We start from the raw sequence: 13,094 nt of genomic DNA on the forward strand, positions 1-13,094 counted from the left end.
CCACGTCCCCCGGCCCGTCCCCCGGCCCGTCCTCCGGGCGCGGGTCGAGGGAGCGGCGCTTGGCGATCACCGCGCACACCATCAGCTGCATCTGGTGGAAGAGCATCAGCGGCAGCACCGCCAGCGAGGCGTGCGCGCCGAACAGCACGCTCGCCATGGGCAGTCCGGAGGCGAGGGACTTCTTCGAGCCCGCGAACTGGATCGCGATGCGGTCCTCGCGGTCGAAGCGCAGCGCCTTGGTGCCGTACCAGGTCAACGCCAGCATGACGGCGAGCAGCACGGCCTCGACCACGAGCAGTCCGGCCAGCCGCATCGGACTCACCTGGTGCCAGATGCCCTGGACCATGCCCTCGCTGAACGCGGTGTAGACGACGAGGAGGATCGAGCCGCGGTCGACCAGGCCGAGGACCTTCTTGTGCCGGGTGACGAAGCCGCCGATCCAGCGCCGCAGCACCTGCCCGGCGAGGAACGGCACCAGCAGCTGGAGCACGATCTCGACGAGCGAGTCGGCGGAGAACCCGCCCGCGCCGCTGCCGAGCAGGGCGGCGGCGAGCAGTGGGGTGAGGACGATGCCGACCAGCGAGGAGAAGGAGCCGGCGCAGATCGCGGCGGGCACGTTGCCGCGGGCCATGGAGGTGAAGGCGATCGACGACTGGATGGTCGAGGGGACGAGCGTGAGGAAGAGCAGGCCCTGGTAGAGCGGTTGGGTCAGCAGCACCGGGACGAGGCCGCGGGCGGCCATGCCCAGCAGCGGGAAGATGAGGAAGGTGCAGGCCAGGACCGTGATGTGGAGCCGCCAGTGCTTGAGCCCGTCCATCGCCTCACGGGTGGAGAGGCGGGCGCCGTAGAGGAAGAAGAGGAAGGCGATCGCGGCGGTGGAGGCGCCGGAGGCGACGTCCGCGCCCGTCCCGCGCGCCGGGAGGAGGGCGGCGAGGCCCACCGTTCCCAGGAGCAGCAGGATGTACGGGTCGATCGGCATCCAACTCGGCCAACGCAGGCGTTTCACGGTGCTCCATCTAGCGTGTGTCTGTGGGCGGTACGGGGGCCGCAGGACCCCCCTTCATCGTCCTCCTCGCACCCGCGATCGGGAATCCGGCATACCGCACTGACTGTCATCACGTTTCGCGATAAGACGCGCTAGGATCCGGGCCATGTACGACCCGTCCCAGTTGCGTACGTTCCTGGCGGTGGCGCAGACGCTGAGCTTCACGCAGGCCGCCCGGCGGCTCGGGCTGCGCCAGTCGACCGTCAGCCAGCACGTACGGCGTCTGGAGGATGCCGCGGGGCGGCAGTTGTTCACCCGGGACACCCACTCCGTCGAACTGACGGAGGACGGCGAGGCGATGCTCGGCTTCGCGCGCCGGATCCTGGACGTGCACGAGCAGGCGTCGGCGTTCTTCACGGGTACCCGGCTCCGCGGCCGGTTGCGCTTCGGGGCGTCGGAGGACTTCGTGCTGACCCGGCTGCCGGAGATCCTGGAGGGTTTCCGCTACGACCATCCCGAGGTCGACCTGGAGCTGACCGTCGAGCTCTCGGGCACCCTGCACGAGCAACTGGAGGCCGGGAAGCTGGACCTGGTGCTGGCGAAGCGGCGGCCGGAGGATCCGCGCGGTGAACTCGTCTGGCACGACAGGCTGGTGTGGATCGGCGCGGAGCGCCTGCGGCTGGACCCGGACCGTCCGGTTCCGTTGATCGTGTATCCCCCGCCGGGCATCACCCGCGCCCTGGCCCTGGAGGCTCTGGAGCGTCAGGGCCGCGAGTGGCGCATCGTCTGCACCAGCGGCAGCCTCAACGGCCTCATCGCGGCGGCCCGCGCCGGCCTCGGCGTGATGGCCCACTCCCGCGGCCTGATCCCGCCGGGCCTGGCCCGCATGCCGGACCGCGCGGGCCTGCCCGAACTCGGCCGGGTCGACTTCGTCCTGGTCCACGGCCGCAGACGTACGGCGGCCCAGGGCGCGGCGGACGCGCTCGCGGCGGCGATCCTGACGGGCGGGGACCGCCTCCACCGGCGCTAGCCCGTACGTCGACGGCCGGCACCTCTCGGGTCAGCGGCCGGGCACCTCGTACGTCAGCGGCCGGGCACCTCGTACGTCAGCTGCTTCACCCTGCGCAGGAACGGCGTCGCCTCCACGTGCTGGACCCCCGCCAGCCGGCCCAGCGGTCCGCTGAGGTAGGCGTACAGCCCCCGCGTGTCCCTGACGACCGCGGTCACGACGAGGTTGGACGGGCCGGCCGTGGCGCTGGCGAAGGCCACCTCGTCGTGACCGGCGAGAGCCTGGCCGACGGAGGTGAGGGCGCCCGGGGCGGCGGTGATCCACAGGGACGCGGCCCGTGGGTAGCCGAGCGCCTCGGAGTGGTACTCGATGTCGATGTACACGGCCCCCGAGGCGAGCAGCGCGGCGAGCCGGCGTTTGACGGCCGACTCGGAGCGGCCGGTCGCGCGCTGGAGCTCCGGAAACCCAGCGCGTCCGTCGCGCCGCAGGACGGCGAGCAGGGGTTCGTCGTCCGGCTCGATACGTGCCGTTCCGGGCCCGGGCCCGGGTTCCGGGTGCGGGCGCAGGGCGGCGATCTGCTCGTCGTCGAGCGCGCCGAACTTCCTCGACCAGCCGGCCGGGCCGCCGTAGAAGCGATGGAGCAGCTGGTGGGCGCGGATGTCCACCACGCTCGGGGTGCGGGGCAGCTTGCCGAGCAGGAGTTCGTCGTGGTCGCCGGGGCCGCGCGGCCTGGTCATGCAGACGATCTCGGTGCCCCCGGAGGCCAGCCCGATCCAGGCCGTGTCGGGGCGTTTGGCGAGCGCGTCGGAGATGGCCGGGGCGCTGTCCGGCGCGCAGCGGAACCGGAGGATCCACTGGTCCTCGCCGAGGACGTGCGGGTCGCGGAGCGCGAGGACCCGCAGTCCCGCCTCGGCGCACAGCTTGCGGTAGCGGCGGGCGATCGTCTGGTCGGAGGCCCCGAGCACCGCGCCGAGTCGGCTGAAGGAGGCGCGGCCGTTCACCTCCAGCGCCGAGAGCAATTGGAGGTCGAGGGCGTCCAGAACGGTGGATTCCAGCGTCAACATGCCTTCTCCTGTCGAGTTCCGGCGTTCACCCACCCATCATCGATGGGATCGTCCGCACCGGAGCCATCGTACGAAGTGCTGCGCAGTCAACGGACGAGGACGACGGACGAGGAGTTGAGGACATGCGTACATGGGGGCCGCTCACCGCGGTGTGCCTGGGCACGTTCATGTTGTTGCTGGATGTGACGATCGCGATCGTCGCGCTGCCGGACATGGCGCGTTCGCTGGACGCGTCGCTGAGTGATCTGCAATGGGTGATGGACGGGTACGCGCTGGCGCTGGCCGCGCTGCTGCTCGGGATCGGGGCCGCGGCCGATGTGCTCGGGCACCGGCGGGTGCATGTCGCGGGTGTCGTGCTGTTCGCGGTGGCGTCGCTGCTGTGCGGCCTCGCCTCCGGACCGGGGACGCTGGTCGCGGCCCGGGGTCTGCAAGGGGTGGGCGCGGCCGCGATGTTCGCGACGACCCTGCCGCTGCTGGGCTCGGTCTACCAGGGGCGGCAGCGGTCGGTGGCGCTCGGTGTGTGGGGTGCGGTGAGCGGCGGAGCGGCCGCGGTGGGGCCGGTGCTGGGCGGGCTGCTGACCGAGGGGCCGGGCTGGCGGTGGATCTTCTACGTCAATCTGCCGGTGAGCGTGGCCGCGGTGTGGCTGACGCTGCGGGTCGTACCCAGGTCGCGGGTGGCGCGTGGGCGCCGGGTGGACTGGGCGGGTACGGCGACGTTCGCGGCCTTCGCGGGCGGGGTGACGTACGGGGCGGTGCGGGCCGGGTCGCACGGCTGGACCGCGGCCGGCACCCTCGTCGCCTTCGGGCTCGCGGCGCTCGCGCTGGTCTGCTTCGTCGCGGTGGAGCGGCGGGTGGCCGATCCGCTGCTCGATCTGCGGCTGTTCCTGCGGCCCGCGTTCTCCGGGGTGATGGCGGGCGCGCTCGCCTACAACGCGGCGGCGTTCGGTGTGATGGCGTACACCTCCATCTGGGCGCAGACCGTGCTGGGGATGAGTCCGGTGCGCGGCGGGCTGGTGTTCCTGTGGATGTCGCTGGCCGCGTTCGTGGTGTCGGCGGCCGGCGGGCGGCTGCTGCACGGGGTGCCGGCCCGGATCACCGTCGGGGGCGGACTGCTGCTGATCGGCTCGGGGCAGTTCTGCATGGCGGTGCTGGACGCGGGGTCGGGTGCGGGGGCGCTGGTGCCGGGGCTGCTGCTGGTGGGCTTCGGTACGGGGCTGGTGGCGCCCGGGATCGCGGGGGCCGCGCTGGCCGCCGTACCGCCGGAGCGGGCGGGGATGGCCGGCGGCGCCGTCAACACCTTCCGGCAGCTCGGGTACGCGCTCGGGATCGCCGGCTTCGGTACGGCGCTGACCTCCCGGATGCGGGACACGCTGCCGCAGGAGGCGGCGCACACCCTCGCGGGCGGCGGTGCCGGGGCGCTGCGGGGCGCCTTCCCGGAGCAGGTGCTGCGGGCCGCGTTCGCCTCGGGGCTCAACACGGCGGCGGTGAGCGCGGGCGCGCTGGCGACGGTCGGCGGGGTGCTGGTCCTCGCTCTGGTCCGGACGCCGGGTGCGGCCGGCCCGGGTGTGACGGATCCGGCCGCGAAGACGCTGACAGAGGAGAAGGCGGCACAGCGGAACTGATCCTTCCGCGAGCCGTCGTGAGCCGTAGTCGGGTCGTACAGATTCGGTGGAGATTACGGGGCCGAAACTTACTCAACCGTCAGCTTTGTGTCCGACCCTTCCCCATGTGAGCGCATTTTCCGGCGCTGACCAGTGCGAACCTGAACATGGCTCCGATCCGCACCCCCTCCCGTCCCGTCGTCGGGTGGGGTAGCTTTCACGGCGCTGTGCGGAGCGTCACCATGTGCGTCACCAGGAACGGGGACCAGGGAGCGGGGAGCGGGGTTTGCGCGAGTTCACCAATCCTCCGTTGGCGTTGCCGGCCCCCGTGGGGGGACTGGCCGACGTCGTCTTCCGGCGTGCCCAGGAGGACCCGCTGCACATCTCGCTCGGCCGCAAGGACGAGCACGGACAGTGGCGTGACGTCTCCTCCGCGGAGTTCCGCGACGAGGTGCTCGCCCTCGCCAAGGGGCTGCTCGCCCAGGGCATCCGGTTCGGCGACCGGGTCGCCATCATGTCCCGCACCCGCTACGAGTGGACCCTCTTCGACTACGCCCTGTGGACGATCGGCGCCCAGGTGGTGCCGATCTACCCCACCTCCTCGGCCGAGCAGTGTTTCTGGATGCTCTACGACGCCGAGTGCACGGCCGCGATCGTGGAGCACGAGGACCACGCGATGACGATCGCCACCGTCATCGACCGGCTGCCGCAGCTGGGCCGGCTGTGGCAGCTGGACGCCGACGCCGTGCACGAGCTGTACGACGCGGGCGCCTCCCTCGACGACGACGTGGTGCACCGGCACCGGCAGGCGGTCACCCCGGACTCCGTCGCGACGATCATCTACACCTCGGGCACCACGGGCCGCCCCAAGGGCTGTGTCATCACCCACGGCAGCTTCATGTGGGAGGCCGACACGGTCGCCGAGCGCTGGGAGCCGGTGTTCCACTCCAAGAAGGGCGACGAGGCGGCGACCCTGCTGTTCCTGCCGCTCGCGCACGTCTTCGGACGGATGGTGGAGGTCGCCGCGATCAGCCGCGGGGTCCGTTTCGGCCATCAGCCGCAGCTCAACGCCGCCGCTCTGCTGCCGGACCTGGCCGCGTTCAAGCCGACGTTCATCCTCGCCGTGCCGTACATCTTCGAGAAGGTCTTCAACGCCGCCCGCCGCAAGGCCGAGAAGGAGGGCAAGGCCGGGCCCTTCGAGAAGGCCGTCGAGGTCGCGGTGAAGTACGCGGAGGCCATCGAGGCCAAGGCCTGGGGCATCGGGCCCGGCCCCTCGGCGGGTCTGCGCGTGCAGCACCAGCTCTTCGACAAGCTCGTCTACGCCAAGGTGCGGGCCGCGATGGGTGGCCGGATCCGCAACGCGATGTCGGGCGGCTCGGCGATGGACCGCCGGCTCGGCCTGTTCTTCGCGGGCGCGGGTGTGCAGATCTACGAGGGCTACGGCCTGACCGAGTCCACGGCGGCCGCGACCGCCAACCCGCCCGGGCGCACCCGCTACGGCACGGTCGGCCAGCCCGTCCCGGGCGTCACCGTGCACATCGCGGACGACGGCGAGATCTGGCTGCACGGCCCCAACATCTTCCAGTGCTACCTCAACAACCAGAAGGCCACCGACGAGACCCTGCACGACGGCTGGCTCGCCACCGGCGACCTGGGCTCCCTCGACGAGGACGGCTTCCTCACCATCACCGGCCGCAAGAAGGAGATCCTGGTCACCTCGGGCGGCAAGAGCGTGGCGCCCGGGCTGCTGGAGGAACGCGTCCGCGACCATCCCCTCGTCGCCCAGTGCATCGTCGTCGGCAACGACCGCCCCTACATCGCCGCCCTGGTCACCCTCGACCAGGAGGCCGTCGAGCACTGGCTGGCGATGCGCGCCAAACCACAGCTGACGGCGGCCGAGCTGGTGCGTGACGCGGACCTGGAGGCGGAGGTCAGACGGGCCGTGGTCGCCGCGAACACCCTGGTCTCGCAGGCCGAGTCGATCCGTACGTTCCGCATCCTGGCGCAGCCGTTCACCGAGGAGCACGGGCTGCTGACGCCGTCGCTGAAGCTGAAGCGCAAGGCGATCGAGACGACGTACGCGGGCGAGGTCGAGGCCTTGTACCGGGCCTGAGGCGGATCCCCGCGGATTCCCACGGGTTCCCGGCGGATTCCGACTGATTCTGCGGTCAGGAATGCATCGGGGCAGTTGATCGTTGACGATGTGAGTACCACCTGTCGGCAACCGTAAGGATCAAGAGCTCGTGAGCAGCAAGGTCCCCCCGATCATCCTCAACAACGGCGTGGAGATGCCCCAGCTGGGGTTCGGAGTCTGGCAGGTGCCGGACGACGAGGCCGAGCGGGCGGTCAGCACCGCTCTGGAGGCCGGGTACCGCAGCATCGACACAGCGGCGATCTACGGCAACGAAGAGGGCACCGGCAAGGCGATCGCCGCCGCCGGTCTCCCCCGCGAGGACATTTTCGTCACCACCAAGCTCTGGAACAGCGACCAGGGGTACGACGCCACCCTGCGCGCCTTCGACACCTCGCTGGAGAAGCTGGGCCTGGAGTACGTGGATCTGTACCTGATCCACTGGCCCACCCCCGAGCGGGACTTGTACGTCGATTCGTACAAGGCGTTCGAGAAGCTGCACGCCGACGGCCGGATCCGGGCCATCGGTGTGTCCAACTTCGAGCCCGATCACCTTCGGCGCCTCATCGCCGAGACGTCCGTCATCCCCGCCGTCGACCAGATCGAGCTGCACCCGCATCTCCAGCAGCGCGCTGCCCGTGAGTACCACGCGGAGCAGGGCATCGCCACCGAGGCCTGGTCGCCGCTCGGCTCGGGCAAGGGCCTCCTGGAGGTCCCGGCGATCGTGGCCATCGCACAGAAGCACGGGCGCACCCCGGCGCAGGTCGTCCTGCGCTGGCACCTTCAGCTGGGCCTCGTCGTGATCCCCAAGTCCGTGACCCCGTCCCGGATCAAGGAGAACATCGAGGTCTTCGACTTCAGCCTGGACACCGAGGACCTCGCGGCGATCAGCGCGCTCAACGAGGACCGTCGGCTGGGTCCGAACCCGTCCACCTTCAACGTGGCCTGACAGTACGGCGCTTCGGGGCCCGGGCGGCGGTGTAGCCCGGGCCTTCGTCATGTCCCCGCTATGTCCCCGCCTCGGGCTCCGGGAACAGCCGCGCGACCGCGGCGGTACGGCTGGAGACACCGAGTTTGCGGAAGGTGTTCTCCAGGTGCTTGCGGACGGTGCTGGGGGCGACGACGAACTGGCGGGCGATGGCGTCGGTGCTCAGCCCGTCCGCGACGGCCCGCATGACGTCGAGCTCCCGGACGGTCAGCCGCACCGGCGCCTGCCGCCGCAGGGCGGCCTCCCGGTAGACGGCGTACAGGTGCGGACGCAGCAACTCCAGTACGAGGCGGTCGCGGTCGCTGAAGCGGCGTGAGCTCTCCAGGGAGAAGTTGTACGAGCGGATCCGGCCGGGCGCGCTGGGCAGCATCACGAAGAGCGTGTTGACGACCGGCTTCAGATACTCGCTGTAGAAGGCCTGGTTCCGTATCTCCCGTGCCGACTGGTAGTCCAGGTTCTGGGTGACCGGGAGGCGACCGCAGCTCTGCTCCGCCAGCCGGCAGTGCGGGTGCTGGTGCCGCCAGCGCCAGTAGGCCTCGACGTGCGGATCGCCGTAGTCACCGGTGTACAGCTCCTCCTGGAGGTGCACGTACCGGCGGGTGGGGATGTCGGTCTCGTCGAACCCGGCCGCGTCGCACGGGATCAGCCGGCCCAGGCCGCGCAGCAGGCTGCGGGGCGGGAACTCCCCTTCGTCGTCGTGCCGGGCCTCGTCGAGGACGTCCAGCATCGTCCGCAGATCCCGTGCGGTGACCGAGTGACGGCTCATGTCCGCTTCCTCTCGCCGGACTTCTTCGACGGTACCGCTGAGGGCCGGCGGGATTCGTCAAATGGCGAATGGTGGTCGGGGCAGGGTGAGTTCACCGTGGACTCCAGGTATCCGAACCACGAACGGGGTTCAGCAATGAGGACAAGGACACGGACGTTCGCGGCCGCCTGCGCGGCGGTCGCCCTCGCGGGCGGCACGGTCGTCGCAGCGCAGACGCAGGCGGCGGCCGCGACGCCGCGGTGCTACGGCTTCTACGCCACGGTGTGGGGTGGCAACGGGCCGGACACCCTCAACACGGCGGGTGGCAAGGACGTCGTCGTCGGTCTCGGCGGAAGGGACACGATCCACGCCGGTGGCGGCGCCGACGTCATCTGCGGGGACGCTGGCGATGACCGACTGACCGGCGGCGACGGTGACGACCTGGTCGCCGGGGAGGAAGGCAATGACGCCATCAAGGGATACGGGGGCGCCGACCGCCTGCGCGGGTTCTGGGGCAACGACTCCCTGCGGGGCCACGAGGGAGCCGACACACTGGACGGTGGCGACGGCCATGACTTCACCCGGAACTGGGGTAACGACGCACTGACCGGTGGCGCCGGCAAGGACACCCTCCGGGGCAGCGCGGGCCGCGACACGTTCTACTCCCAGGACGACGAGCGGGACGTGATCTACGCGTACGGGGGACGCGACGTCTGCTACGTCGACCGGATCGACGTGACGTTCGGCTGCGAGGTCAAGCTGTACGGCTAGCCGTCACCAGGGGCGCCCCCACTCGGTGGGGGCGCCCCTCACGCACGTCAGTTGGGCTGGCCGATCGGTCGTACGACGACCGTGTTGACGTCGACTCCCTCAGGTTGCCGGATCGCCCACACCACCGAGTCGGCGATCTGGTCGGCGGTGAGGAGGTGGCCGGGTGGGAGGCTGCCGTAGCTGTCCCAGAAGGGGGTCTCGACCCGGCCCGGCGCGATGTGGGTCACGCCGACGCCCCACTCGGTCACCTGGCGCCGGGTGTTCTCGGCGAGTCCGGTCACCGCCCATTTCGTCGCCCCGTAGATGTTGCCCGGACCGGGCACGAACCCGGCGACGCTCCCGACCAGCACGATCCGGCCGCGCGTCTCCTTCAGGGCGTCGATGGAGGCACGGATGAGCAGCGCCGGGCCCAGGACGTTGGTCAGCACCATCTCGGTCCAGCCGGCGGGGTCTCCCTCGGCGACGGAGTCGTGGGTGGCGAAACCGGCGTTGGCGACGACTGTGTCCAGTCGACCGAATTCCTTGAGCGTACGGTCGACAGCCGACCGCACACTGTCGTACTCGGCCGCGTTGCCGACGAGCGTCAGCAGCCCGGCCGGGTTGCCGAGCTCCTCGGCGAAGCCGTTCAGCCGCTCCTCCCCGCGCCCGGTGACGGCCACCCGGTGGCCCGCCGCGAGCAGCTGCCGGGCGACCGCGGCGCCGATGCCGCTGCCCCCGCCGGTGATCAGTGCGACCGGAGAGTCGGTCATGGTTACCCCCTGTGGTGTCCTGACGGATGCCGGGGAGTAGATCACTTGGAGCGTTCTCGAAGTCAAGTGCCGCAGGTGGCACGGTAGTCGGCGGACGGGAAGTAGCGGCGCCACTCGGTGACCGTCGGACCGCCCCCGGCCCGCGCGCACACCAGGTCCGCCGCCGCCCGGGGCGCCAACGGGGCGACACGGTCGGTGAGATGCGAGGTCGCGATGTGCAACAGCCCGCCGTCCGCCGCGAATCGGAGACGTCGAACCGGGCTGTCCCCCGCCCGCAGCGTGGCCGGGGGAACGGTGGGTGTGGCCGTCTCCCACACCTGCACGGCCCCGTCCGGCGCGCTGCCCGCGAGCAGTGAACCGTCGGGTGAGAAGGCCAGTGTCACCGGATGCACGGTCGAACCGGACCCTCTCAGGACGGCGAGGCGGCGCCAACCGCGGGCGTCCCACAGGGTGATACGGCCCTGCGGGTCGGCGGCGGCCAGATATCCGCCGTCCGCGCTGAAGGCGGCCGTGGTGAGGACGTCCTCTCCCCGGACGCCCTCGGCTCCGTCCGCTCCGTCGGCCCCCTGGCGCGGCTTGCCCGTCGACGCATCGACGAGCGTTCCCTCGTAGGTGAGTGCCGTGCGGCCCGTGGGGTCGACGGCGAGCGTCTCCTCCCCTGCGACGGTGACGCGCCCGGTCGCGTCGGGCGCCGCCTTCTCCCGCCAGTCGCGGCCCGTCAGCCCGTGCAGGGAGAGGGTGCGGACGACGCTCGTGCGTCCGCCCTCGCGATAGCGCAGCACGTCCTCCTCGGGATCCAGCCGGAAGTCACCGATGGCCGAGCTCTGCACGGGATACGTCAGCAGCGGCTCGCGCGGCAGGTCGCCCGGCGGCGTCGGAAGGTCCGTACGCCATACCGCGACGGTGCCCACACCCCAGGTCAGGGCGTAGTCGCCGGTGAACTCCACGATGAGCGCGCCGCCGTCGAGCGGCAGCGGGGGGCGTTCCCGGCCCGCGCGGAAGTCCCATGTCACGACCCCGTCGGGGGTGCCGGCGGCCACGGCCCGCTGATCGGCGGTGAAGGTGAGTTCGCCCTGGCACACGGCCCGTTGGGTCGCCGCGGGCGCCTGTCCGGTGACAAGGCGCTCGGTGGTGACGTCGAGGACGCGCAGGCGCGCGCCGTCCTGGTCGCACCAGGCGAGGTACCGGTCGTCACGGCTCAGCACGGGCATCGCCCCGTCGTCGCTGCCGTGCTCGTACCGCATCACGGCCCGCTGGCGCCGCAGGTCCCACAGTTCGAGCGTCGCGCGCCCGTCGTCGGCGCCCGGCACCCTCCACCGGACGAGAACCGTCCGCCCGCCGCCCCCGAACGCGACCTCCGTGTCGAGCCGCTCACCGACCGCCAGCCGGCGTGTGCTCCCGTCCACCAGCCCGCCGATCAGCACGTCCTTGCGACCGGGCCCCTGATAGGCGACGAACCTGCCGTCAGGGCTGACCTCCCGCACCCGCTCCGACAGTCCTGGCCGCTCGACGGAACGGATGCGCCGATGCGTCCGCACGTCCCACTGGACGACCTTGTCGTCCACGACGGTGCTGAGGATCCGCCCGTTCCCGTCGAGCCAGGCGGGCGCGTTGAGGGCGCGGCCGCCCTCCTCGGGCTGGGTGAACACGTCCTGCTCGCTCTGTGCGGCGGCGGTGCGCAGGGCCGCCCGGGTCTCCGGCAGGTCGGCGGTGTGCCAGGCGGCGAGGGCGAGGCGCATCGCGGTGCGTGGTTCGGTGGAGCGCAGGGTGTCGGACAGCGCGGCCGCCCTGCGGGCTTCGGCCTCGTCGCGCTGTCGCGCGCTGACATCGCTCTGCCGCCAGGCGGTGGCACCGGCGACCACGGTCAGACACAGCAGCACGGCGAGCCCGCCGGTGAGCGCCCGCAGTCTGCGCGCCGCCCGGGTGCCGGCCCGGCGGCTCTGCTCGTGGGCGGCGACGCTCGCGGCGAGGAAGTCACGTTCGAGACGGCTCAACTCACCTTGCCGCGCCCTGCGTTCGCCTTCGCCGAAGACCTCCCGCGCCTCCGTCAGCCGCACCCCCCGGTACAGCGCGCCCGCGTCCCGTCCCAACTCGGCCCAGACACAGGCCGCTTCGGTCAGTCCGCGGTGCAGGCGCAGCCGGTCGCGGTCCTCGTCCACCCAGCCGTGCAGCCGGGGCCATGCGGTGATCAGTGCCTCGTGGGCGAGTTCGACCGTGTCGCCGTCGACGGTCAACAGGCGGGCCCCGACGAGATGTTCGAGAACACGGGCGGTCGCTGTATCGGCATCGGCATCGAGCTCCGTACGGTCCAGGGGCCGCCGGGTGTCCTCGGTGCCGTCGCCGGGGTTCACCAGCCGCAGCAGCAACGCCCGTACGGCGAGCGCCTCGGCCGGTGTGCAGGCGGTGAAGACGGACTCCGCGGTGTGTGCGACCGCGCCCTGGACGCCGCCGACCGCCTCGTACGCGGCGAGGGTGAGTGTCTTGCCGGTGCGGCGGCGCCAGACCTCGCGCAGGGCGTGGGCCATCAGCGGCAGTCCGCCGGGTTCACCGGCGACGTCCGCGACGATCCTGGCGGTCAGGGCGCGTTCGACGACGATCCGGCGTGCGGCGGCCGGCCTGACCACGGCCTCCCGCAGTCGGGCCGGCGCCATCGGACCGACGAGCACGGTCGAGTCACGCAACGCCTCGGCCAGCGGGCCGAGTTCGGCGCAGCGGCCGTAGAAGTCGGCCCGAACGGCGATCACGACCCGCAGCCGCGCCGCCGGATCGGCCGCGGTGAGCAACTGCGCGAGAAAACGGGCCCGTTCGGCAGGGTCGGCGCAGAGCGTGAAGACCTCCTCGAACTGGTCGACGACGAGCAGGGTGTCACCGGGACCGGAGTGCGGGGCGAAGAGTGCCTCGTGGGTACGGGCGGGGTGGGCGCCGGGGGTGAGGAGGCGGATGACGGCGGGCCGTTGCCCCGCGCAGCCCGCGACGATGCCGGTGGCGACGCCGAGGTCAGCGTGGACGTCGGTGTCGGCTGCGTCCCGCATCCCAGCGCCCGCCACCCCG

Annotated in this window: 10 protein-coding genes; 5 read left to right on the forward strand and 5 right to left on the reverse strand. The window is 71.8% G+C overall.

Annotated features, from left to right (window positions below):
• Nucleotides 1-1,006: bile acid:sodium symporter family protein (locus HLK59_RS42935; RefSeq protein ID WP_171147098.1), on the reverse strand; the 1,006-nt coding region annotated here is incomplete at its 3' end.
• A gap of 145 nt (nt 1,007-1,151) precedes the next feature.
• On the opposite strand from HLK59_RS42935, the gene HLK59_RS42940 reads away from it, so the two are divergent.
• The gene (locus HLK59_RS42940) at nt 1,152-2,015 is read left to right on the forward strand and encodes a LysR substrate-binding domain-containing protein (RefSeq protein WP_171147099.1); all 864 of its coding nucleotides are present in this window, start codon (nt 1,152-1,154) and stop codon (nt 2,013-2,015) included.
• A gap of 53 nt (nt 2,016-2,068) precedes the next feature.
• On the opposite strand, the gene HLK59_RS42945 is transcribed toward HLK59_RS42940, so the two are convergent.
• A complete protein-coding gene (locus tag HLK59_RS42945) occupies nt 2,069-3,058 on the reverse strand; it encodes an AsnC family transcriptional regulator (RefSeq protein ID WP_171147100.1) in 990 nt (329 codons plus the stop codon).
• Between the two features lie 122 nt (nt 3,059-3,180).
• Between HLK59_RS42945 and HLK59_RS42950 the strand changes: the two genes are divergently transcribed.
• From HLK59_RS42950 to HLK59_RS42960, 3 genes are all read left to right on the forward strand, one after another.
• A complete protein-coding gene (locus HLK59_RS42950; protein ID WP_171147101.1) occupies nt 3,181-4,680 on the forward strand; it encodes an MFS transporter in 1,500 nt (499 codons plus the stop codon).
• Between the two features lie 265 nt (nt 4,681-4,945).
• Nucleotides 4,946-6,772 (forward strand): AMP-dependent synthetase/ligase, encoded by a 1,827-nt coding sequence (locus HLK59_RS42955; RefSeq protein ID WP_171147102.1) that lies wholly within the window; start codon nt 4,946-4,948, stop codon nt 6,770-6,772.
• Nucleotides 6,773-6,902: 130 nt separating this feature from the next.
• Nucleotides 6,903-7,739 carry an aldo/keto reductase gene (locus HLK59_RS42960; RefSeq protein ID WP_171147103.1) on the forward strand — a complete coding sequence of 279 codons (837 nt, stop codon included), beginning with the start codon at nt 6,903-6,905 and terminating at the stop codon, nt 7,737-7,739.
• A 58-nt stretch (nt 7,740-7,797) separates the two neighbouring features.
• On the opposite strand, the gene HLK59_RS42965 is transcribed toward HLK59_RS42960, so the two are convergent.
• Complete coding sequence (locus HLK59_RS42965) at nt 7,798-8,544, reverse strand: helix-turn-helix transcriptional regulator (RefSeq protein ID WP_171147104.1); 747 nt, start codon at nt 8,542-8,544, stop codon at nt 7,798-7,800.
• A 135-nt stretch (nt 8,545-8,679) separates the two neighbouring features.
• Between HLK59_RS42965 and HLK59_RS42970 the strand changes: the two genes are divergently transcribed.
• A complete protein-coding gene (locus tag HLK59_RS42970) occupies nt 8,680-9,294 on the forward strand; it encodes a hypothetical protein (protein ID WP_171147105.1) in 615 nt (204 codons plus the stop codon).
• Between the two features lie 47 nt (nt 9,295-9,341).
• Here the strand turns inward: HLK59_RS42970 and HLK59_RS42975 are convergent, their stop codons facing one another.
• Nucleotides 9,342-10,043, reverse strand: coding sequence for an SDR family oxidoreductase (locus HLK59_RS42975; RefSeq protein ID WP_171147106.1), 702 nt, complete (start codon nt 10,041-10,043; stop codon nt 9,342-9,344).
• 62 nt (nt 10,044-10,105) lie between these two features.
• The coding region (locus HLK59_RS42980) for a WD40 repeat domain-containing protein (RefSeq protein ID WP_206328279.1) at nt 10,106-13,094 on the reverse strand (2,989 nt) is incomplete at its 5' end.

The sequence above is a fragment of the Streptomyces sp. S3(2020) genome, from assembly GCF_013044505.1.
In the GTDB taxonomy this organism is placed as follows: Bacteria; Actinomycetota; Actinomycetes; order Streptomycetales; family Streptomycetaceae; genus Streptomyces.